The organism is Pseudovibrio japonicus, assembly GCF_014651595.1.
In the GTDB taxonomy this organism is placed as follows: domain Bacteria; phylum Pseudomonadota; class Alphaproteobacteria; order Rhizobiales; family Stappiaceae; genus Pseudovibrio; species Pseudovibrio japonicus.
Genome location: NZ_BMXE01000001.1, coordinates 115,462 through 137,334, shown reverse-complemented (window position 1 = coordinate 137,334; position 21,873 = coordinate 115,462). Strand labels below are relative to the sequence as shown.

General features: G+C 53.3%; 21 protein-coding genes. 12 read left to right on the top strand and 9 right to left on the bottom strand.

All coding sequences use genetic code 11. The annotated features are described in order from the left end of the window. Position 1 precedes the first annotated feature (1 nt). From IE076_RS00550 to rbsK, 10 genes are all read left to right on the top strand, one after another. A complete protein-coding gene (locus IE076_RS00550; RefSeq protein ID WP_189434372.1) occupies positions 2-1,564 on the top strand; it encodes an indolepyruvate oxidoreductase subunit beta family protein in 1,563 nt (520 codons plus the stop codon). A 581-nt stretch (positions 1,565-2,145) separates the two neighbouring features. Further along, positions 2,146-3,423 (top strand): aromatic amino acid transport family protein, encoded by a 1,278-nt coding sequence (locus IE076_RS00545; RefSeq protein ID WP_189434370.1) that lies wholly within the window; start codon positions 2,146-2,148, stop codon positions 3,421-3,423. A 70-nt stretch (positions 3,424-3,493) separates the two neighbouring features. Next, positions 3,494-4,864: an L-serine ammonia-lyase gene (locus tag IE076_RS00540; protein WP_189434369.1), complete on the top strand. Its 1,371-nt coding sequence runs from the start codon at positions 3,494-3,496 to the stop codon at positions 4,862-4,864. Positions 4,865-5,014: 150 nt separating this feature from the next. Continuing rightward, positions 5,015-6,103: an endonuclease/exonuclease/phosphatase family protein gene (locus IE076_RS00535; RefSeq protein WP_189434368.1), complete on the top strand. Its 1,089-nt coding sequence runs from the start codon at positions 5,015-5,017 to the stop codon at positions 6,101-6,103. A 380-nt stretch (positions 6,104-6,483) separates the two neighbouring features. Next, on the top strand, positions 6,484-6,903 hold the full coding sequence (gene rbsD, locus IE076_RS00530) for a D-ribose pyranase (protein ID WP_189434366.1): 420 nt from the start codon (positions 6,484-6,486) through the stop codon (positions 6,901-6,903). A gap of 42 nt (positions 6,904-6,945) precedes the next feature. Further along, positions 6,946-8,439, top strand: coding sequence for a sugar ABC transporter ATP-binding protein (locus IE076_RS00525; protein WP_189434364.1), 1,494 nt, complete (start codon positions 6,946-6,948; stop codon positions 8,437-8,439). 5 nt (positions 8,440-8,444) lie between these two features. Further along, positions 8,445-9,389, top strand: coding sequence for a ribose ABC transporter permease (gene rbsC, locus IE076_RS00520; RefSeq protein ID WP_189434362.1), 945 nt, complete (start codon positions 8,445-8,447; stop codon positions 9,387-9,389). 28 nt (positions 9,390-9,417) lie between these two features. Then, on the top strand, positions 9,418-10,299 hold the full coding sequence (gene rbsB / locus IE076_RS00515; RefSeq protein WP_189434361.1) for a ribose ABC transporter substrate-binding protein RbsB: 882 nt from the start codon (positions 9,418-9,420) through the stop codon (positions 10,297-10,299). 71 nt (positions 10,300-10,370) lie between these two features. Further along, entirely contained in the window at positions 10,371-11,372 is a 1,002-nt protein-coding gene (locus tag IE076_RS00510) for a LacI family DNA-binding transcriptional regulator (RefSeq protein ID WP_189434359.1), read from the top strand. Between the two features lie 3 nt (positions 11,373-11,375). Further along, the gene (gene rbsK, locus IE076_RS00505) at positions 11,376-12,293 is read left to right on the top strand and encodes a ribokinase (RefSeq protein ID WP_189434357.1); all 918 of its coding nucleotides are present in this window, start codon (positions 11,376-11,378) and stop codon (positions 12,291-12,293) included. A 61-nt stretch (positions 12,294-12,354) separates the two neighbouring features. Here rbsK and queF read toward each other — a convergent pair whose 3' ends face one another. The 4 genes from queF to queC all read right to left on the bottom strand — a co-directional run bounded on the left by queF (position 12,355) and on the right by queC (position 14,667). Beyond that, complete coding sequence (gene queF, locus IE076_RS00500) at positions 12,355-12,822, bottom strand: preQ(1) synthase (protein WP_189434355.1); 468 nt, start codon at positions 12,820-12,822, stop codon at positions 12,355-12,357. Between the two features lie 71 nt (positions 12,823-12,893). After that, positions 12,894-13,616 (bottom strand): 7-carboxy-7-deazaguanine synthase QueE, encoded by a 723-nt coding sequence (queE, locus tag IE076_RS00495; RefSeq protein ID WP_189434353.1) that lies wholly within the window; start codon positions 13,614-13,616, stop codon positions 12,894-12,896. Continuing rightward, positions 13,613-13,969, bottom strand: coding sequence for a 6-carboxytetrahydropterin synthase QueD (gene queD, locus IE076_RS00490; protein WP_189434351.1), 357 nt, complete (start codon positions 13,967-13,969; stop codon positions 13,613-13,615). The genes queE and queD overlap by 4 nt, the downstream gene beginning before the upstream one ends. Then, on the bottom strand, positions 13,969-14,667 hold the full coding sequence (queC, locus tag IE076_RS00485) for a 7-cyano-7-deazaguanine synthase QueC (RefSeq protein ID WP_189434349.1): 699 nt from the start codon (positions 14,665-14,667) through the stop codon (positions 13,969-13,971). Before queC ends, queD begins: the two co-directional genes overlap by 1 nt. Before the next feature lie 329 nt (positions 14,668-14,996). Here queC and IE076_RS00480 point away from each other — a divergent pair, with 329 nt between their 5' ends. Next, positions 14,997-15,983, top strand: coding sequence for a zinc-dependent alcohol dehydrogenase family protein (locus IE076_RS00480; protein WP_189434348.1), 987 nt, complete (start codon positions 14,997-14,999; stop codon positions 15,981-15,983). Here IE076_RS00480 and IE076_RS00475 read toward each other — a convergent pair. From IE076_RS00475 to IE076_RS00455, 5 genes are all read right to left on the bottom strand, one after another. Further along, complete coding sequence (locus tag IE076_RS00475; protein ID WP_189434347.1) at positions 15,973-16,851, bottom strand: urea carboxylase-associated family protein; 879 nt, start codon at positions 16,849-16,851, stop codon at positions 15,973-15,975. The genes IE076_RS00480 and IE076_RS00475 overlap by 11 nt on opposite strands. 84 nt (positions 16,852-16,935) lie before the next feature. Then, on the bottom strand, positions 16,936-18,378 hold the full coding sequence (locus IE076_RS00470) for a ferredoxin reductase family protein (RefSeq protein ID WP_189434346.1): 1,443 nt from the start codon (positions 18,376-18,378) through the stop codon (positions 16,936-16,938). A gap of 125 nt (positions 18,379-18,503) precedes the next feature. Then, positions 18,504-19,817, bottom strand: a complete 1,314-nt coding sequence (locus IE076_RS00465; RefSeq protein WP_189434345.1) for an ATP-binding protein — start codon at positions 19,815-19,817, stop codon at positions 18,504-18,506. Next, the gene (locus IE076_RS00460) at positions 19,814-20,482 is read right to left on the bottom strand and encodes a response regulator transcription factor (protein ID WP_189434344.1); all 669 of its coding nucleotides are present in this window, start codon (positions 20,480-20,482) and stop codon (positions 19,814-19,816) included. Before IE076_RS00460 ends, IE076_RS00465 begins: the two co-directional genes overlap by 4 nt. A 188-nt stretch (positions 20,483-20,670) precedes the next feature. Beyond that, positions 20,671-21,198 carry a P-loop nucleotide/nucleoside kinase family protein gene (locus tag IE076_RS00455; protein ID WP_189434343.1) on the bottom strand — a complete coding sequence of 176 codons (528 nt, stop codon included), beginning with the start codon at positions 21,196-21,198 and terminating at the stop codon, positions 20,671-20,673. 213 nt (positions 21,199-21,411) lie between these two features. Between IE076_RS00455 and IE076_RS00450 the strand changes: the two genes are divergently transcribed. Continuing rightward, complete coding sequence (locus IE076_RS00450) at positions 21,412-21,873, top strand: (2Fe-2S)-binding protein (RefSeq protein ID WP_189434342.1); 462 nt, start codon at positions 21,412-21,414, stop codon at positions 21,871-21,873.

Sequence of the window (21,873 nt, the reverse complement as noted above, 5' to 3'; positions counted from 1 at the left end):
CATGCCAGATACTATTTTCGGCGAGACCTTGGGAACCGGAGAAGACGCCACCCGCACCATTACCAAGATAGCCATCTTCGCCGTTGGCGGGCAGGGCGGCGGCGTCCTCACAGACTGGATCGTCAATCTGGCTGAAGCCAACGGCTACAAAGCCCAATCCACCTCCGTAGCAGGCGTCGCACAGCGCACCGGCGCCACCATCTACTACGTAGAAATGGCACCCGATACCGGAAAGGCACCCGTCTTCTCCCTCAGCCCGTCACAGGGAGACGTGGACATCGTCATCTGCGCCGAGCTCATGGAAGCAGGCCGCGCTGTCATTCGCGGCTTCGTCACAGCCGACAAGACAACACTGATCACCTCCTCACACCGCATCCTTGCTGTTTCAGAAAAAGTTGTCCCCGGCAAAGGCGAACAGGACAGCAACGCAGTCCTCTCACGTCTAGGAGGTGCCTCGCAAAAACTCGTCGCGTTCGATATGGAAGAGATTGCCACGAACAACGACAGCGTCATCTCCTCCAGCCTCTTTGGTGCTCTTGCCGGTTCCGGCGCACTGCCATTTCCCAAGAGTACCTATGAGGATACCATCCGTAATGGTGGCAAAAGCATCACCGCGAGCCTCGCCTCCTTCAACGCCAGCTTCGAACACGCTCAGTCCGCCCCTCCAGCCAAAAACACCGCCGAGGCAACCACACCGAAGGCCAAACCGACTAAGACACTCAAAGCCCGCGGACCAAAACGCAAACTCGCTGCATGGAACCAGCTCCTATCGCGCATTGAGGCGCTCCCCGAACCAACCCGCGAAATGGCGCGGGCAGGGCTGCGCAAGACAGTCGAATTTCAGGATCTCAAGTACGGTGAAGAGTATCTCAACCATCTGGAAATCGTTCTCGCCAGTGATACCGAAAAGGAGAATTGGGAGCTCACGAAAACGGCAGCCAAGCACATTGCAAATGCCATGTGTTATGACGACACTATCCGCGTCGCCCACATAAAAACGCAAAAATCACGTTTTCAACGCGTTGAAAACGAAATCCAGCTCAAAACCGGAAACCAGCTGTACCTGATCGAATATCTCCACCCCCGCATGGAGGAAATCAGCGGCACCTTGCCAACCCGCCTCGGCAAATGGATTGAGGAACGCCCGAACTTGTTCAACTGGCTCGACCGCCGGGTCAACAAAGGTCGCCGCATCAAAACCCGCTCAGTGCGTGGCTTTCTCACCCTATGGCTCATATCCAGTTTGAAACCCTGGCGCCGGAGTTTTCTGCGTCATAAAATCGAGACACAGCATTTCCATACCTGGCGGGATCTGGCACTGAAGACAGTCCACTCAGATTACCGGCTCGCCATTGAGATCCTTAAATGTCGCCGTCTGATCAAAGGGTATTCAGATACCCATACCCGCAGCCACTCAAAATTCGACCGGGTCCTATCCTCCCTGCCTCTGTTGCAAGGCCGAGAAGACGCTGCAGATTGGCTCCGTCGCCTCAGAGAGGCATCTTTGCTGGATGAAAAAGGGGAGGCTATGGAAGGTGCGTTGAAGACAATTCAGACCCTCTGATTGTATTTTGATGCAATTAATAGTGCAGAAGAAAAAAATTCTTCCAATTATAATTAATGTATGCGTTTGTGTGCCTTAGCCAAAATGGCTAACTTTACAAGGCGCACAGAGTGCGCTTATAAAAGACATATTGTCCCAATTTCTGATTGAGTGCTTTTGCTCAAGATTTACGTGCATGATATCGCAATAATACTTATGCGTTGAACTGAGACTGCACTTGAACCTTTCTAGACTTGAGAAATACCTTTGTTAAACAGTATGTTGATTGCATATATTAGGTAATTCGCATATTTGAGGTGCCCGGACGTTAAAGCGGCACAGATCTCAATTGCCCCGGTTGTACCGGAAATTCCCGTTTAATTTCATTGCTTAGGTTTGCGCGGCAGATTGTTGCACCATCATGGAATGCTCGCATCATTAAACTGAAGTCGTAGATCATATCGCTGCGTTATTATGGCGCGCATGCTGTGTATTTAAACGTATAGTCTTAAAATTTTAAGATAAGTATATCAGGTCCCCGTCCTTGAGAGACAGGGAAATTCTCCTGGGACGCATGAGTGGCACATGGGGAAATACAAAAAATGTCAAGCATTAACGTAACCGAGGTCGACGTCGACCCGCAAGAAAAAGTCAAATATACAAAGCAAGACCTGACATGGTCTTTGTCCATGTTCGGTACCGCAGTAGGTGCCGGTGTTCTGTTTCTTCCAATCCGTGCAGGCCTCGAAGGCTTCTGGCCGCTGATCCTGATTGCAGCTCTCGTAGGTCCAATGACCTACTTCTCTCACCGCGCACTGGCTCGCTTCGTTCTCTCCTCCAAGAACGCAGGCTCAGACATTACAGACGTGGTTGAAGAGCACTTTGGTAAAGCAGCAGGGCTGCTGATTACGTTCTTCTACTTCTTTGCAATCTATCCAATCGTTCTGATCTACGGTAACGCGATTACCAACACCATTGACAGCTTCATCGTAAACCAGCTGGCAATGCCTGCAGTTCCAAGGTGGCTTCTCTCCGGTGTTCTCGTTGCAATGATGATGGGCGTGATGATCCTTGGACGCCGCCTGATGCTCGTCGCAACCGAGCTGCTGGTGTATCCACTGGTGCTCATCCTCTTCGGCATGTCCGTATACCTGATCCCATCCTGGTCGTTTGAAGCAATGAGCTTCAGCAACATCCCGGAAACCGGCACTTTGCTGGCAGTGGTGTATCTCACCATTCCAATGCTTATCTTCTCCTTCAACCACAGCCCGGCCGTCTCTTCCATGGCTCTGGCTCAGCGTGAAGCACATGGCGATAATGCAGTTGCAAAGTCCGACATCATCTTGAAGCGCGCATCCGTTATGCTCCTCGGCTTCGTTATGTTCTTCGTATTCAGCTGTGTTCTCGCACTGACACCTGAACAGCTGATGGAAGCTAAACAGCAGAACCTGCCTGTCCTGTCTTACCTTGCAAACGTGTTTGAGAGCCCACTGATTTCCGTCATGGGTCCACTGGTCGCATTCCTTGCAATCTTCTCATCCTTCTTCGGCCACTACCTTGGCGCAAAAGAAGGTCTTGCAGGTATCGTCAAGAAAGCATCTCCTAAGACTGTAGAAAGCCTTGGTGAGAAGAAGTTCAACACTCTCCTTGTTGCATTCTTCTTCTTCTCCGTATGGGGTGTTGCAATCATCAACCCATCCGTTCTTGGTATGATTGAATCTCTGGGTGCTCCGTTTATCGCAGCAATCCTGTTCCTGATGCCAATGTACGCAATCAAAAAAGTCCCAAGCATGAGGAAGTACGACGGCGCGCTGTCCAACATCTTCATCACTGTAATGGGCGTCATTGCGATCTCCGCGATCGTAAAAGGCCTCTTCTAAGACGGCTGACTGACAAAATTAAACCGGTGTCTGAGGACACCGGTTTTTCTCTCCCACTAAGGTTCTCGTTATGTTCAGTGTTTTCGACATCTTTAAAATCGGTGTAGGTCCATCCAGCTCTCATACAGTCGGACCAATGAAAGCGGCAAAGCAGTTTATTGATAGCCTACGCGCTATGGATCGGCTGCGTGATGTGACGCGTATTGCAGTTGACGTTTATGGTTCTCTTTCCCTCACAGGAAAGGGCCATCACACAGATACCGCAATCATCATGGGTCTTGGTGGCAACTCTCCTGAAACAGTTGATATCGACGCCATTCCTGAGTTTATCCAGCGGGTCGCACAAACCGAACGCCTGCCGGTCGGTATGCATTGCCACGTTGTCGACTTTCCAAATGATGCAATTACATTCCACCGCCCGGCGCTGGAACTGCACGAAAACGGCATGTCTATTCATGCCTTTGCAGGTGAAGAGAAAATCTTCTCCAAAACCTATTATTCCATCGGCGGTGGTTTCATCGTGGATGAAGAGAATTTTGGCAAGGCATCGGAAAACGAAGTCACCGTTCCTTACCCTTACCAGTACGCTGCAGAGCTTCTGAACCATTGTCGGCAAAACGGCATGAGCATTTCCGCTCTGGTTCTGGAAAACGAAAAAGCATACCGCAGCGAAACAGAATTGCGCGACAGCTTTGGCCGTGTCTGGAACGTGATGCGTGATGGCATTGAGCGCGGAAGTAACACAGAAGGCCTTTTGGCAGGCCCGCTCAAAGTACCACGGCGCGCAGCAGCCCTGCGCCGACAACTCACCGCAACCGAACGCAGTAGCAACGATCCCATGGCAACGGTCGATTGGGTCAACATGTTCGCGCTCGCCGTATCAGAAGAAAACGCTGCCGGTGGCCGTGTTGTAACAGCCCCAACCAACGGCGCAGCGGGCATTATTCCGGCAGTTCTTGCGTACTACGACAAGTTTGTTGAACGCCTTGAGCCAGAGCACTACACCAAATTCTTCCTTGCTTCAGGCGCTATTGGCGCGCTTTACAAGACCAACGCCTCCATCTCCGGCGCTGAAGTCGGCTGTCAGGGTGAAGTGGGCGTGGCCTGTTCCATGGCCGCAGCAGGTCTTGCGGAACTGCTCGGAGCAAGCCCTGCTCAAGTCTGCATCGCCGCTGAAATCGGCATGGAGCACAATCTTGGCCTCACATGTGATCCTGTCCTGGGGCAGGTGCAAGTACCTTGCATCGAGCGCAATGCCATTGCATCCGTCAAAGCAATCAACGCCACCCGCATGGCAATGCGCCGAAACTCTGATCCGTGCGTTTCCCTCGATAAGGTCATTGCGACGATGTATGAAACCGGCAAGGACATGCTGTCAAAATATCGCGAAACCTCACAGGGCGGTCTTGCGCTGAAAGTGACACCCGTCGCTGCAGAATAAGAATGAACCATATTTCAAAGATTTGAAAGCTGGCCCTCGGGTCAGCTTTTGTGTTTTGTCTTGCTGAAATGCTTAAAACTGCAGGGGCTGACGGAACTGGCCACTAACGCATATTTGGTACTCCAAAAGGACAATTAACTGGAGAAACCCATGAAGTCCTTGTTACTGGGCGCAACGATCCTCGGGTTGGTCTTACCGGTAGCCTATGCTCAAGACAAACCGGTCACGATCGTCAGCTACAACGTGCAAAACCTCTTCGACACGATTGATGATGCCAATAACCCACGCGACGATACTTATCTGCCCAGAGCAGAGAAGGAAGCGCGCGGCGAGGACCATGAAGACACCTGTGCAAGCTATAACGACAAGGGCTCTCACTATTACAGGCAATGTATCGAGCTGAACTGGGGTGATCAAACCTATCAGCAAAAGCTGATGTCACTGGGAGCGGTCATTCGCTCTTTCCCGGAAACACCGGATATTCTTGTCCTGCCTGAAACTGAAAACAAACAAGTACTGGATGATCTGGTCAACAAAGCTTTGGGCGGCCTCGATTACAACACCGTCGTTCAGCTGGATACCTCCAATAATGAGGAGAACCGGGGCATCGACGTTGGCATCATTTCGCGCCTTCCGTTGAAAGGAGAGCCAGAGGCAATCACGATCTTCGGGGAGGGGCATCCCAATCCAAATGGGTGCAACGCAACCCGTGACATCCTGAAAGCCAGTTTCGAAATGCCAGACGGCGAAACCATGTATGTCTTTGGTGTTCACTTCCCCTCAGGTTCAGCTTTTGAGTGTCGCAAGGATGCCATGGAAGTCCTGAACAGGGAGCGGGAAAAGCTTCCCGAGGGTGCGAATGTCGTCGCGGCGGGCAGCTTCAACTTCACCTGTACAGATATCCAGACTGGTGAGTTTCAGGCTCTGACAAGGGAAGGGAACTGGAGCTACCCACCCGAGATCATCGGCTGCGCGTCTCCCGGCAGCGCCTTTTATTATCGCGACCAAAGCTGGTCGTTTCTCGATCTGGTTATTGTCTCCAACTCCTTGCGGCCTGATCAGGAGAGCGACAGCACGTGGTTTGCTGACCTTGGCAGCTTCCACACCGTCGTAACCCACCCCAGCCAGTATGCAAGGGATACCCGAAGCCGCGTGCATCCACGGCGCTTCAACCCCGATAACAATCAGGGCGCCAGCGACCACTGGCCCGTCCTCATGCGCTTCCTCAGACGTTTTTAAAGGCACCAGAGATAATCAATATAAAACCGGCCCGAGTGTTCTGGCCGGTTTTTCTCTGTGACCTCGCAGAGCGCGAGCGAGCACATATCCCCAGCTGCCCAACATGGTGACTGACAAAAAAACAGTGTCAGGGAGCCTGCATACACACATGTTCAGCTCGTTCCACGCCGCCATTGCGTATCCTCTATAACATCAGAGAACCGCTGATATTTTTGTGACTTCGCACGCTAGGGAAGGGCGTCAGTCTATTCAGCACTCCTCGAAACGAACTGGAAAAATTCCAGAAAACGAACAAAGCAAACGTTTGCGCAAACGGTTGCGCGACTCGAATAACACTGTTAATCTCCTCTAAATTGAGACAACTTAGAGGAATTGCTGCAATGAAGAAGGGCGTACTTTTAAACGCTCCGGTCTCGAGCATTATCTCGCAGATGGGTCATGGAGATGGCCTGTGTGTTGGAGATGCCGGACTCCCGATTTCCAAAGATGTCGAACGCATCGACCTTGCGATCAAAAAGGGTCTGCCGGGCATGTTGGAAACAGCACAAGCAATCACAAATGAGATGCAGGTGGAGCGGATCGTAATTGCTGAAGAGCTAATCGAACAGCAGCCAGCCTTTCATCTGCGTTTGCTCTCACTCCTATCTGAGGTCGAGAAAAGTCAGGGCAATAGCGTAGAGACCACAACTGTCTCTCATGAGGAATTCAAGGCATTAACTGGCAAATGCCGGGCGGTGGTGCGCACGGGAGAATGCACACCCTACGCCAATGTGATTTTCTATTCAGGCGTAACGTTCTAAGGGAAATCAGGAAACCATTCGGGCTTTGGGAGAGAACACCCAGTGACAATCCTTCTTGAACTTCAGGGTATTGAAAAATCCTTCTCCGGGATCAACGTGCTCAAGTCCGTTGATCTGACGATCCGTGCTGGGCGTGTGGTGGCGCTCGCCGGAGAAAACGGAGCCGGCAAATCAACCCTGATGAAAATTATCTCGGGCATCTATCAGCGCGATGCAGGCACTGTTGTCTACAATGGCAAGGAAGTGACATTCGCCAACGCGCGCCAGTCCATGGATGCCGGGATTGGTATCATTCATCAGGAGCTCAACTTGCTTCCTGAACTTTCTGTCGCCGAAAACATCTATCTGGGCCGGGAACCCACCAAACTGGGTAAAATCCAGTGGGACGTGATCGAGAGTCAGTCCAAAAAATACCTTGCCCAGCTCAAGCAGGATATTGACCCTAAAACTCCACTAGGAAAACTCTCCATCGCACAGCAGCAAATGGTTGAGATCGCGAAAGCGCTCTCCCTGAATGCTGAAGTGATCATCATGGATGAGCCCACCGATGCGCTCACCGATATTGAAACGGCAGTCTTGTTTGAAGTGGTTGATGAGCTGCGCGCGCAGGGCAAAGGACTTGTTTTCATCTCTCACCGTTTGGGCGAAATCTTCCAGATGTGTGATGACATTGCCATCTTGCGTGATGGCGAGATGGTCCATCAGGGACCTGTTGCCGAAATCACCGAGGACGAATTGATCCGCCACATGGTGGGCCGCGAACTCTCCGACCAGTATCCGTTTGTGCCAGCCACTCCCGGTGATGTGCGCATCGAAGTAGAAAACCTCACAGCTCATGGCGCGAAGGAAATTTCCTTCTCCGCCCATGCAGGCGAGGTTGTGGGCTTTGCCGGTCTCGTCGGAGCAGGGCGCACCGAACTTGCAAAGGCAATCTTTGGCGAAAACCCGATCCAGAGCGGCACCGTCAAAATCGACGGGAAGCCAATTCGCCTCAGATCACCCCAGGACGGTGTGAAAGCGCAGATCGGCTACGTCACAGAAGACCGCAAGCAGGAAGGTTTGGTGCAGTCTCAGGAACTCGGCACCAATATGACACTGACAGGTCTAGACCGCTTCTGCAATGTGCTCGGCTTCGTCAATAAAGCCTCAGAAGCAGTCACCATCAGTGAGTACATCGAGGCTTTTGCCATCAAGACCAGAGATGCAAATACAATCATCTCCAACCTGTCCGGCGGAAACCAGCAAAAGGTCTCTATCGCCAAATCACTGGTGCCAGAGCCCAAGGTTCTTATCCTTGATGAACCAACACGCGGTGTGGATGTTGGCGCCAAGCGTGAGATTTACACGCTCATCAATAAGCTGAAAGCAGAAGGCCTCTGCATCCTTCTCATTTCCTCCGACATGCCAGAGCTTCTGGGCATCTCTGACCGTATCCACGTCCTGTCCAGTGGCAAGCTGACAGGCTCGTTCGACAGAGACGAAGCAACACAAGAAAACATTATGCGCTGCGCCGTTGCTGGCCAAACAAACGGGTAAAACAGATGAAGCTCAACACCTTTATCAGTGAAAACAAGTCTCTGATTGGCCTAATTATCCTGATGGCCGCCGTGTCCTTTGCCAACGCCAACTTCCTTGGCGTTGATAACATGCTCAACATCCTGCGGCAGACCTCCATCAACGCAGTGATCGCAATGGGCATGACCTTTGTGATCATCACCGCCGGTATTGATCTGTCCGTCGGCTCCATTCTGGCCTTCGCAGGCGCCATCTGCGCCAGCCTTATCGGCATGGACACTCCTCTGGTGATCGCGCTGCTGGTGACCATCATTGTTGGCGCGGGCTTGGGTGCGACCAGCGGCGTCATTATCAGCTACTTCAACGTCCAGCCGTTCATCGCCACACTGGTCGGAATGACCATGATCCGCGGCGCAACGTTGGTCTACACGCAAGGTCGCCCGATCTCCACTGGCTACTTTGATGTGGCTGAGAGCTTCTATCAGTTTGGCGCAGGCTACATCCTCGGCATTCCCAACCCTGTCATCCTGATGATTGTGATCTTCGCGCTCTGCTGGTTCATCCTCAGCCAGACCCGGTTCGGTCGCCACGTATATGCCATTGGCGGCAATGAGAACGTGGCCCGTCTGTCCGGCATCAACGTCAAGAAGGTCAAGATCCTTGTCTACGCGCTCAGCGGTGCTCTGGCCGCTCTGGCAGGCATCATCCTGACAGCACGCCTTGAATCTGCGCAGCCAACGGCTGGTTTGGGATACGAGCTGGACGCAATCGCAGCTGTGGTGCTGGGCGGCACAAGTCTTGCCGGCGGCAAGGGCCGGATCTTTGGCACCATCATCGGTGCCCTCATCATTGGTGTGTTGAATAACGCACTGAATATTATGGATGTTTCATCCTACTACCAGATGATCGCAAAGGGCGCGGTTATCCTTCTTGCGGTTGTCGTTGACAGTCGCGGCAAATCAAACGCCTAAACAACAAATTGAACTTCGGGAGATTTTTATGAAAAAGATTGTGAGCTTGGCAGCAGGCGCTGCACTTCTTCTCGGCTCTACCGCCGTTTCCATGGCACAGGACACAATGGCTCTGGTTGTGTCCACCCTGAACAACCCGTTCTTTGTCTCCCTCAAAGAAGGGGCAGAAGCGCGCGCCAATGAGCTTGGCTATAAGATCGTTGTTCTCGACAGCCAGAACGATCCGGCAAAAGAACTGGCAAACGTGGAAGATGTGCTCAGCAAGAAAGTTGCGATCCTGCTCATTAACCCAACCGACTCTGATGCGGTTTCCAGCTCCATCCGTGCTGCAAACCGCAAGGACATTCCGGTCATCACTCTGGACCGTGGCGCATCTCGCGGAAATGTGGTCTCTCACGTGGCCTCCGACAACATTCTTGGCGGTGAAATGGCTGGCGAGCTGATCGTTGAAACCCTGCGCGGTGACGGCAAGGTGGTTGAGTTGGAAGGCGTTCCGGGCACTTCTGCGGCACGCGACCGTGGCGCTGGCTTCAAGAAAGCAATGTATGGCGCTTCCGGCATTGAGGTTGTTGCCGTTCAGCCAGCAGACTTTGACCGCACTAAAGGCCTCAACGTGATGGAAAACATCCTGCAGGCGCAGCCGGAAGTTCATGCTGTTTTTGCACATAACGATGAAATGGCACTGGGCGCGATCAAGGCGATTGAAGCTGCTGGCCGTGACATCCTCGTTGTTGGTTTTGATGGCACCGACGATGGCGTCAGAGCTGTTGAAGAAGGCGATATGCTTGCAACTGTTGCGCAGCAGGCTGGTATGATCGGCTCCATTGGCGTGGAGACAGCAGACAAAGTCCTTAAAGGCGAAAAAGTCGATACCTACACGCCAGTTGCGCTGAAGCTTGTTACCAAGTAAGTGCACCTAACCTGATTGAAGCTGGGCTTGGCGTATGCGCCTGGCCCGCCCCCTTTAAAACCGGAGCGCAAATGGTCAGTATCAAGGATGTTGCACAGGCTGCGGGGGTCTCCGCATCTACAGTGTCTCACGTGATCAACGAGACACGCCACGTTGCACCCCTGACCAGACAAAAAGTGGAGGAAGCCATCCAGACCCTTGGCTTCCAGCCAAGCATGATGGCCCGCGCGCTCAAGGTCAAACGCACCAACATCATCGGCATGCTGGTCTCCAGCAGCTCCAACCCATTCTTTGCCGATGTGGTTCGCGGCGTAGAAGAGGGCTGCTACCAACACAATTTCAGTCTCATCCTGTGCAATTCAGGTCATCAGTCCGACAGGCAGCTGGCAAATCTCAACACACTGCTTCAGCGCCGCATTGATGCCCTCATGGTGATGACCACTAAAACAGACCCGGCGCTCTACAAACAGCTCAGCAAGCTTGGTGATCTGCCCAAAGCCATTTTGGATTCCGCCCCGCATCCCAATGCCTGCACTTTGCAAGATGACTCAGTTCTCGGCGGAAAGTTGGCAACCGAGCATCTGATCAATCGCGGACTGACCAAAATCGGCTGCCTCATGGGGCCGGGGGATCATCCACGCTCCATCGAACGTTACAAAGGCTTCAAAACCGCCATGGAAGCAGCAGGGCTTTCCGTGGAAACCAAATGGCAAGCCGCCGGTCTTCTCACCGCCTCCAGCGGCTATGAAGGCATGAAGAAAATACTGGAAGCAGACAGCCAGCCAGAAGCCATCTTTGCTTTTAACGACCTCATGGCCATGGGGGCTTATCGCGCCATTCAGGAACACGGCCTGCGCATCCCCGAAGATATCTCGGTCATTGGTTATGATGATGTTGAGTATGCCTCGTACATGGCACCAACGCTCACAACCATCAAACAGCCCAGCTTCGAGCTTGGACTGAGCGCTGCAGAAGCGCTGATCAATCATCTGGAAGAAAAAACAAAAATGCCGCCAGTCATCAAACTGGTGCCAGAACTTATCCTCCGCAGCTCTGTAATTAATCAGGAATAATCCATGTCCATCCTCATTGTCGGTTCCATCAATGTTGATATCACAACCCGTTCCGACCGGTTGCCACAGCCCGGAGAAACGCTGCATGGACACAGCTACGCCATCAATCTGGGCGGGAAAGGCTGCAATCAGGCCGTCGCAGTCTCCAAACTGGGCGGCGACGCACAGTTGGTCGGACGCATCGGCAAGGACGGGTTCGGTGATATTGCAGCTCAACACCTGGCACAGATGGGCGTCTCCACAAAGCACGTGCACACAGATACAGAGCACGGCACCGGCATCGCGGTCATCGGCGTGGATGCAAACTCCGAAAACAGCATTACCGTCATCGGCGGCGCAAACCTAGCCGTTGACGAGAGCGATCTGGAGCGCTCCGCCGACGTGCTGACAGAGGCTCAGGTTCTGCTCTTACAGCTGGAAATTCCCGTTGAGACCTGCCTGAGCGCTGCCAAAAAAGTACGTGCAAACGGCGGCAAAGTGATCTTCGATCCGGCCCCAGCTCCTGTTGATGGCCTGCCGGAAGGCTTCCTTAAAAACGTTGATGTGGTCACGCCAAACGAGACCGAAACCGAAATCCTCACGGGCTTTCGGCCAGCGGGTGCTGAAGAAGCAGCCCACGCAGCAAACCTGCTGCTTCAAAAGGGCGTTGGTGCAGCGGTTGTGAAGCTGGGTGCACGGGGTGTCTACTTTAAGGATGGGGAGAGTGAAGGCTTTGTGGAACCGTTCAAGGTGAACGCAATTGATACCGTCGCTGCAGGAGATTGTTTCAACGGCGGTCTGGCCTACGCACTGGCCAGTGGCAAGTCTCTGGCAGAAGCGGTTCGCTTTGCAGCTGCGTGTGGGGCACTGTCCACCACCAAACACGGGGCAGCCACATCTGCGCCAACTCTTGCGGAAGTTGAAGCTTTGATGGGCAAATAAGGCTTTCAGAAAAATGAAGTTGGGGTTGGCAGCCTTTAGCAACCCCAACTGAAAAACGGCGTTATCCGCGACCGCGATAGGTCGGCACACCCTGTTCAGGGATCCAAACACCCTTTGGCTCTTCACCGGTCTGGTAGAATACGTCAATCGGAATACCACCGCGCGGATACCAGTAACCGCCAATGCGCAGCCAGATCGGGTTCAGTGTTTCCACCAGACGTTTCCCGATGGAAACAGTGCAGTCTTCGTGAAACGCACCGTGGTTGCGGAACGATGTCAGAAACAGCTTCAAAGACTTGCTCTCGACAAGCCATTGGTCCGGCACATAATCAAGCACCAGATGAGCAAAATCCGGTTGGTTGGTGATTGGGCACAGGGATGTAAACTCAGGTGCTGTAAAGCGGATTGCATAAGGCGTGCCCTGCTGCGGGTTTGGAACCCGTTCCAGAACCGCTTCTTCCGGGCTTTGCGGCTGAACCGTATTACCGCCCAGCATGGTCAGATTTTTATAGATATCTTCGTTGCTCATTTTTCTCTCAATTTTTTCGTTCTAAGCACAGGTCCCGCCCGAAAATTACAGGCCGACATCGCAGCCAAGCTTTAAACGCCGCGTTTATTGCCCCACAACAGCACATGCAATTGTGGCAAAATGCGGGGTCTGAACCATTGATCTGAAACAGTCTTGTCCACCAGCCAATGCATGCGATCCATGATGCCGTCCATATCGATCTGCGCATCATCATCATCAGGTGGAGGAGGGGTATGGTTTCCCGGTTGCAGATAAAGCGGCAGGTCAGGGTAGCGCTCGCTCACCTCATTGGCCCAGTGGTAGTCCACATCATCAAACACAACGATTTTCATGACGCTGGTGACCTGGGTCGAAGCCGCCGTCAGACAGGCATCGAACTTGTCCCAATCGACGGTCTCGCCAGAAGAGGGTGGCTTAGGGCTCAATACCAGCGTGTCCAGATCCGCAAACCAATCCCGCGCAATGGAGCCCTGGGTTTCAATGGCGAACCGGTAGCCTTTGGCTTTCCCAAGTGAAATCACCTGAGAAAAGTCCTGAATGGCAGGATTGCCGCCGGAAAGCGAAACGGTGATCGGCTGACCGGAGGAAAGCTCCTCGATCTTGTCCCACACATCCGCACTGTCCATCTGCGCCCAAGTATGCCGGTAAGCACTGTCCACCGCATGCAGCGTGTCACACCAGCTGCAGCGATAATCGCAGCCGCCAGTGCGCACAAAAACGGTTGGTTCCCCCATCAAGGCACCTTCGCCCTGAATGGTCGGCCCGAAGATCTCGCTGATATTGAGTTTACTCATGGTCGGTATTCCGCCCACGTTTTTGAAGTTTCACTCACGCGCACGGCACAGGTTTCAGCCCAGTGCCCCTTGCAGAACTCATAGATGGTCTTGGCCAGAAACTCTGAAGTGACCTGATCGTGTCCGAACACTGTGTTCAGATGACGGTGATCCAGCTCATCATCAATATACTGTTTAAGCGGCTTCAACTCGGTGAAATCCACCACGAAGCCGTATTTATTGAGCTCCTCACTGGCAAGCTCAACCACGACAGCGTAGTTGTGCCCGTGCAAGCGCGCGCAGGGATGTCCCTCCGGCATCTCACAGAGTTGGTGCGAGGCCGAGAAGTGAAATTCCTTAGTGATTTTGTACATTATGTTATAGCTCGCTCCACGGCGGCTTTCCAGTAATCAGGGTCTGCGTATTCTGTGGGGTCTTCAACGCCTGCCAGATCAAAGGCTTCTCGCCGTTCAACGCAGGTGCCACACCGTCCGCAGTGCTTCTCGCCGCCTTTGTAGCAGGACCACGTTTCCTCAAAAGGCACGTTGATCCTGGCACCTTCGGCAACGATGGCACCCTTGGAGATTTCCACGAAGGGGGTGTAAAGGCTCACATTTGCATAGCCGTCCAAGGCCTGCTTCTGCATGGCTTCAAAGCTTTTGGTAAAGCCCGGGCGACAGTCCGGATAGATGAAGTGATCACCCCCGTGAACCGCCGCAGCCACAGCATCGGCCTGCTGAGCAGCCGCAATGCCAAAGCCGATGGACAGCATGATTGCGTTTCGGTTGGGAACCACTGTGACCTTCATGTTCTCTTCGGCATAATGCCCGTCGGGAACATCAACGTCATCAGTAAGAGCAGACCCGCTCAAATGCGTACCTATCTGGCTCATGTCCAGAATATGATGAGGCACTCCAAGCTTTTTTGCAGCATGTGCCGCATAGTCCAGCTCTTTTTTGTGCCGCTGGCCATAGTCAAAAGAGACGAGGCCGAGCAATTCGTGTTCACGCGCAACCTTGTAGGCAAGCGTGACCGAATCCAATCCGCCAGAGCAGATTACGATAGTCTTCATAAGGTTTAGTCCTTGTTTTCGCTGTTGCCGGGTAGGCTGCGACCGGCACTCATTGCTGAGCAAGTTGGTAACTACCAGACTGAAACCAGAAGGAAAAGATTAAATTGTCGCTTTGCATAGAACTCCTGAATAACCTCTGGGTATCCGGGAAGATGCACTTAACGCCGGCGCAGATGAGCTGTGCAATCGTTCTTGGACCCGCAAGGCATAAACCAGCGCATGAAACGGGCAGGGGCACAACTTCGCGCTGAGGGTACTTCTAGCTTTTCTTAAGAAAAACTGCGTTTAATCGCAGGCAAGCCCATCAGTGGTTCTGAAGGAGAGCTCTCGTGAAAGCAATGGTTCTGACCGAAATTGGAAAGCCGCTTGTTCTTCAGCACAAAGAGGCACCTCCAACGCCCGGTCCCGGCGAAATTCTGGTCGAGGTTGAAGCCTGCGCAGTCTGCCGCACAGACCTTCACGTGGTGGACGGCGACCTCAAACACCCCAAACTGCCACTGATCCCCGGTCACGAAATCGTCGGCAGAGTGCGTGACTGCGGGGCAGGCGTCACTGATCTCGCTCCGGGTACGCGGGTTGGCATTCCATGGCTGGGCCACACCTGCGGATGCTGCTCCTTTTGCCAGAACCACCAGGAAAACCTCTGCGATCATCCAATCTTCACCGGCTACACACGTGACGGCGGCTTTGCCACCCATACCATCGCAGACCGCCATTACGCCTTCCAGCTGGATGAGACAGCAGATCCGGTCTCACTTGCTCCGCTCTTATGCGCAGGCCTGATCGGCTGGCGCTCCTTGAAGAAAGCTGGTGAGGGCGAGATGATCGGCATATACGGCTTTGGTGCTGCTGCTCACATCATCACGCAGATCTGCATCTGGCAGGGACGTAAGGTCTATGCTTTCACAAGAACAGGTGACACGCAGGCACAGCAGTTCGCACGTGAACTGGGCGCCACATGGGTGGGAAGCTCTGAAGAAGAGCCACCGGAGAAACTGGATGCTGCCATCATCTTCGCCCCTGTTGGAGCGCTGGTCCCTGCAGCCCTCAAAGCTCTGCGCAAAGGCGGGCGCGTTGTCTGCGGCGGTATCCATATGAGCGATATCCCGCAAATGCCATACTCGCTCTTGTGGGAAGAACGTCAGGTGGTCTCCGTCGCCAACCTAACCCGCGAGGATGGGCTGGAGTTCTTCCCGATCGCCAGAAAAGCAGGCGTGAAAACCCACTGCGTTCCCTACAAACTGGAGCAAGCCAACACCGCTCTGGATGATCTGCGCGAGGGCCGATTATCCGGCGCCGCCGTTCTCATTCCCTAAGCTTGTGCCCACCGCTATACCCGCTACGCTTGGCAGGCGACCAGTTTGGCAGGCTGCCCTCGGCCGGTTTGAAGATCTCCACCAGCAACGGATAACACGGCGTCTCATCGTCTGAATGGCTGCTGCCACAATCACCACCGGGACAGGTGGACAGCGCACCCAGAAGATCAATCTCGGCAAAAAACTCGATGAAATCCCCGGGACGAACCGGACTGGCCTTCATGAAGTACTGGTGCGTGTCGCGAGTAAAGCCGGTGCACATGAACACATTCATCACATCATGCACATGCGGCTCCGCCCCATCCAGCGAGAGCCCCCGCGCATCCGCCAGCGCACGAGTCAGGTTGGAATGGCAGCATTGGTTATAGTCCACGTGCTTCAGCATATGGTTGGTGTAAGGATCACAGCGCGTGCCAATCACATCATGCACACCAGCCCCATCCTCATCCCAGCCATACCAGTCCAGAGTATCCTGCGTGATCGTCGCCATGGGCCGGAGGTAAGGCATGGTGCTCCATAGCCGGTCACCCGTTGAAAGGTGGGAGGCATGCAGCTGACGTGTTTTGCCGCTGTAGAAACGCTCATTCAGATCATGAGCATTCCAAAGGTTCAAATCCCCCACCTGCGGCCCTTCAACACTCACAATGCGGAAGAAGTGCCCAGCGGGAACCTCAAAGTACCTTCCATCGCGTGGCGGCACCACAACCTCATCAATCTTCTTCATGCTCTCCTTGGCCTGCTGATACAGCTCCGCGTCATAGGCTGGGAGGTGATCAACTTCGTAGCAAACGATGGGTGCCTTGGATCGGCGATCATCAGAAGCAGCAGGGATATTCGTTGAAATGGAGCGAGAAGAAAGTTTTGTCATAAGCCAATGATCCTAAAGACACGCCGGAATGATTGACCTGATTGAACTCTCCAATGCGCGATTAATATATTGATTTAATTTCACCTATCCCTTCAGCCCCCGTAGGCCGTGGTAGGCGGCACGGAAAACACTGACTGAGGCAAGAACGTGTAATCTCCAGCGGCGGAAGAAACGTCTGTATCGCAAGCTACTCATCCATTTCTTAGCCAGAGCGAACACATCGTGATACTTAGGCACATACCGCATGAGGGGAGTGAGAACTGGCTGCAGGTCAATGCCAGAGCGCATCTGAAACTCTTCATAATGGAACTGGCGTAAGGGATACCTGAGCGCTTTCAGATCGCGCATCAACTGTTTGCGCATTGCTTTAGGCCCGCAAAATGCAATTGGCATGGTGTTGAAGTAGGTGCCCTGTAAGATTTTCAGCAGCCGCGCCTCAATGTATTCACCCATATCGGATTCAAAGTACTGCACGTGCAGGTTCGGCAGCCGCTTTTGCAGCTCCTCCAGCTCTTCAAGAAAGGGCGTCTCAAACTTGTTGCGTACACCGTAGTAAAGAAAGATCTGGCCGCCCTCATCTCCAGCCAATGTCTGGGCCCATGCAAGAAACGGGGTAAGCCCAACACCGCCCGCAATCCAGATCTGATCACGGCCCGATGCAATGGGACGAAAGCCGCCATACCCATCACTGAGATGTGCCTTTGTGCCAAGCTGCAACTGGTGGACGCGGGAAGTGTAATCCCCAAGAGCAGAGATACAGAACCGAATTTTGTTGTCAGCCCGCGGCGCACTGGCAATCGTAAAGGGGTGAACTTCCCCCAGTCCCGCCTGTTCAAAGGAAACATAGGCAAACTGACCCGCCTTATGTGAGATGGGCGTGCCCAGCGGCTTTAAGGTGATGGTTGTTGTGCGCCCGTAAATCTCGACAGTCTCCACTTCATAGGATTTGCTGCGGCCCTTCATGCCTTTGTAAGTCAGGTACACAAACGACATGACACCAAGAAGACAGAAGGTGGAGACGTAAAGGCCAATTGGGTCATACCAATGGAAAAGATTTGGGATCATCAGGAAGTGAAGCGCACCGAGCACAAAGAAGATGCCGATCAGCCGGTGCGTCCAACGCCAGATTTGATAGGGAATAAACGTCGCCAATGAGCCGATGCCCAAAGCCAGTATGCCATAATAGGCGATCTCTCCAAGTTCCTCCGCCAGGTCTGCAAGACCCCCACCGCGAAGACTGCGGGAAAGTGCCTCCGCATCAATTGTCTCATGCAGGAAGAGCGCAGCAATCGCGATAATCGCCAGCCATTTATGCAGTACATAGATACGGTCCAGCGGCCCAAACAGAAGCTCGACACCCTTCACCCGTGTTGCCATCACCTGTAGCAGACCCATGAAGATCAGGGCGAGCATTCCAAGGTATTGGCTCATCAGGGCGCCAAAATCTGCTTGCCCTCCATACTGAGAGAAGATCAAAAGCGGGGGCAGGGCACTGGCGAAAAGAAAGATCAGACCAATAGGTTTCATAAGGGGGCGCTCAATCAGAATTGATGATGCGCACGCGATTGAAAACACAGCCGCAAGGCCTGCTTCAATTCGCGTGCCCCCTTCAAAATCACCAGTAAGCTGAAACCAACCTGAAGTTTATAGCCTTATGTTCGCAGCTTGAGCATAAAACGTGCACCGCCAAGCCGCTCGCTTGTACCAACCGATATTTCGATCCCGTTACGCCGACACAGCGTTTGCGTGATGGAAAGGCCAAGCCCTGCACCAGAGGCAGATTGCCCCGGCATGCGGAAAAACCGCTCAAAAACCTTTTCCCGATAGTCCTCCGGAATACCCGGACCACTGTCCTCAACACTCAGGCAAACATGATTCTCTTCCCGGCGGGCATCCACGATCACCTGTCCCTCAGCAGGCGTATGACGAATGGCATTGCCAATCAGATTATTGAATATGGTCGCAAGGTCCTCAGGGTCCACAACAGCCTGCACTGGCTCCGAGTTCAGCAGCTGCAACTCTACATCCTTGGCATGGGCCACGTGAACTTGCTGGGCAAGACTTTCCTGTAGAATTGGCATGACGTCGTGCTCGGAAATATCACGGGACAGATCCTGACCCGCCCGCGCATGTTCTAAAAGCTTGGCAGCCAGATGAGTTGCCCGGTCTACACCCTCAATGATGTTATCAAATCGCTGCCGTGTAGCCTCATCCAGCTTCTCTGGCTCAATCACCTGACACTGGGCTTTGACAACCGTGAGCGGCGTTCTGATCTCATGGGCCGCATCATCAATGAACCGCTGCTCTCTGGCCAGATACGCTTCAATGCGATCGAAAAGAACGTTGAGCGAGTTCACAATCGGAACAAGTTCATCCGCTTGTCCCTGCATGCTCACTTTGCCCAGATTCTCCGGTTCTCGGACCGCCAGTGTTTCAGAAAGGCTCGTAAGCGGTCGCAATCCACGTTTGACGATGAAAACAGTTGCGATGATAGAGAAAAGAAACACCAGTGCCAGTGGAATGGACACAGTTTCAAACGTCTGCTCCGCCAGCTCGTTTGCCTCTTCTAGAACTACTCCCACAATGTATTGTTGATCGGAGTTCTGGCTGGGAAAGCTCCATAGGATCCAGTCTTCGCCCCCGGATCGGATCTCCTGAACGCCCGGGCTCAGATTTTCCGGCAAGGCCACCTGTTTGACGGACTTGTAAGTGTCGTGACCCGCCCCATCCCGGATTGCAATAATATACTCATCCGCATCATCATGCTCCTGCGTATCACCGGGCGCAATGCTATCGCCTTCAAGTTCAGCAACGAGCCGCGCCAGCAAAAAGGTTTGTGCATGATGGGTCTCATAAAACTCTTCCGCTGTTATGAAATAGACAATGGCGGAAAAGACACCCCAGACCACCAGCAGCAGCGGGATCAGCAGGATGAGAATACGGCTGCGGATTGAGGAAAACGTCATAGGGTACTGTCCTCATCAACGATGTAGCCAACTCCGCGAATAGTCCGGATCAGCTTGGACGTGATCTTTCGGCGGATCTGCGAGACATAAACCTCAAGCACATTGCTCTCTGCATTCTCGTCCCAGCCATAAAGCTTCTCCATAAGATCCGACTTGGAGACCACCCGGCCACGGCGCTCCAGTAAAATAGTCAAAAGCCGGAAGGCGAGGGGCTGCAGCACCACCTCTTTGCCATCGTAGGAGGCTTTCTTCTGGTCCAGATCCAGCGTCAGCCGGCCATGCTCCAACAACATGCGGCTACGTCCGGCAGAGCGGCGCACCAGCGCACGGCACCGCGCCAGCAACTCTTCCATATCAAACGGCTTGGTCAGATAGTCATCCGCACCCAGATTAAGCCCGTCAATCCGGTTCTTCGTGGTCTCCCGCGCCGACAGGATCAAAACCGGCACATCTGCCTTGTCATCACGAATAGCCCTGAGAAAGTCCAGCCCATCCTGACCGGGCAATCCCAGATCCAGAATGACCAAATCAAACTCTCCGGTGTGCAGAGCCTCTTCTGCCACCAGCCCGTCATCAACCCAGTCCACCCTGAATTCATGACGCTCTAGAAATGCCTTGATGGCGTCGGCAATCAGCCGCTCGTCCTCAACCAACAAAACGCGCATATGTTCCTTCCGGCACGCCCACGTGCTCCATGCAGTTGCCCGAACTGTGTCACACCGACAAATAACTTGAAACTGAATTGTACCTGAAGAAATCTTACAGGGAATTATTAGTGGGCAAAAATGGCTAAGCAGCCCACAAATGGCCCTAAAAGCCGCCTCAAACCCAGATAACGAACCGTGTTCGACTGTTAATAAGACCCGAAGCGCACAAGCTGACTAAAGGCGTTGAGAATATCATCCACGCTGTCCTGAACCTGCCGCTGGAAGGTATCGATCACCAGCCGGTGCCGCGTCCACGGCTCAAAGCGCCGCCGCTTCACCTCCTCCCAGCTGGGAAGGGTCAACGCGGAGATATCGTTGCGTCGGGTTTCAATGCGTTTCTTGTGTTCCTGCTTGTCTGAACAAACCACCTCAACGTTCAGCGCCTTCACTTTGGCAGCAAACGCAGCCTCCATCCAGATGTTGCGGGTGATCTCGATCGGGTTCACCGCATCCGCAATCACGTTGTTGCCCAACAGCAAATTGTCTCTGGCAACGGCAGCAGCGGCCACATACCCCGCATCCTCGCTTTTGGAGATGGCGAGCACACTGGTCTTCAGCGCCGCCTCAACAGAATCCAGACGCAGGTGCACGGCCTGCAAACGCGGGGCAAGGGTACGTGCCAGTGTGGTTTTACCGGTGCCGGGCAATCCCGAGAAAATGAATAGAACAGCCATAGCATGCTCATAATGGAACAAGGTTGCATGAGGCTATCATAACAACCTATGCCCATCCCAGTTGGCGGAAAATCACAACAGAATCCGGTCAGAAAAATGCCATCTGTATACAATGATGCCCCATTCGTAGTTTACCTAATGTCTCTTCCTAATTTCCCTTACGTTAAGTTTGGGGGCAGCCACTCTCGATAGATCAAAAGAGGGATCTTTTTGATGGCAATTACGCTAAAATTGAACGGTGATACGCACACCGTCGACGCTGAACCGGGAACCCCGCTTCTTTGGGTCATCCGGGATAAGATGAAACTCACTGGCACCAAATTTGGCTGCGGAATTGCAGCATGCGGGGCGTGTACCGTACACTTGGATGGCGACCCGGTACGCTCCTGCCAAACTTACATTGAAGATGTGGGCGATTCTGAAATCACCACCATTGAAGGCTTGAACTCTGCCCCGGCGCAAGCTGTGCAGCAGGCGTGGATTGAAGTCGATGTTGTGCAATGTGGGTATTGCCAGTCAGGCCAGATCATGTCTGCCGTTGGCCTGTTGACTAGCAACGCTACTCCGACAGTGGACGAGATTAACGATTACATGAACGGCAATGCCTGCCGCTGTGTCTCCTATGAGCGGATCCGCGCGGCCATAAGACGTGCCTCAGAGATTATGGAGGCCTAA